Origin of the sequence: Halorubrum sp. SP9, assembly GCF_005435015.1 — an archaeon.
GTDB lineage: Archaea > Halobacteriota > Halobacteria > Halobacteriales > Haloferacaceae > Halorubrum > Halorubrum sodomense.
Genome location: NZ_SGXU01000242.1, coordinates 1 through 638, shown reverse-complemented (window position 1 = coordinate 638; position 638 = coordinate 1). Strand labels below are relative to the sequence as shown.

Here is a 638-nt window from a genome sequence, read left to right as displayed (position 1 = left end):
GGTCACATCGTGATCTGTGTGACGCCACCCACTGAGTAATCGATACAGCAGTGGCCAAGCAATCAGCATGACCGCAACAACACTACCGATACTGAATAGTAACGACACTATTTCTCCTGGAGAGAGGATGCGTAGCTGGTCGCGAAGAAGAATAAACACAGACATCTGCGCCACAACCAGGGCCCACAGCAGGAGTCCAAGCAATTTGGCGTTGCTCTCGTAGGTCTGCGTCGATGATGGGACTCTCTGTTCATCGCGGACCCGTGGTTTCCGCATACTGATATATTGTCAGCATGTGTTAAATATCGAACCATTTGTTTAGATGTTATTGTATAAAATTGTGTATGTGTCTGCTGACTTATTTTGTAAAACTGCCAGGCGAGATCCCTCTCAGCGGAGCGACTCTTTGCGCGGCCACACTCGACTCCGTGTTGGCTACCCCATCTTTCTCGTTCGGGGCTTCCCGATTCACATTCTTGTGGGTGCGATTCTCGTGTGGACCTCCGTTCTGGCCGCCACCAGTGGTAGGTTCGTGACTACCACGTTGCGAGCGGAAGCCACCTTCTCAGTGACGAGAAGATATCAACCGACAGGTGGTCCGTCGAACCACATATACGTGAGACGGTCTTATTACCAAC

Annotated in this window: 1 protein-coding gene; it reads right to left on the bottom strand. The window is 50.9% G+C overall.

Annotated features, from left to right (window positions below; all coding sequences use genetic code 11):
- Positions 1-276: hypothetical protein (locus tag EXE45_RS20920; RefSeq protein ID WP_206750501.1), on the bottom strand; the 276-nt coding region annotated here is incomplete at its 3' end.
- Between the last annotated feature and the right edge of the window lie 362 nt (positions 277-638).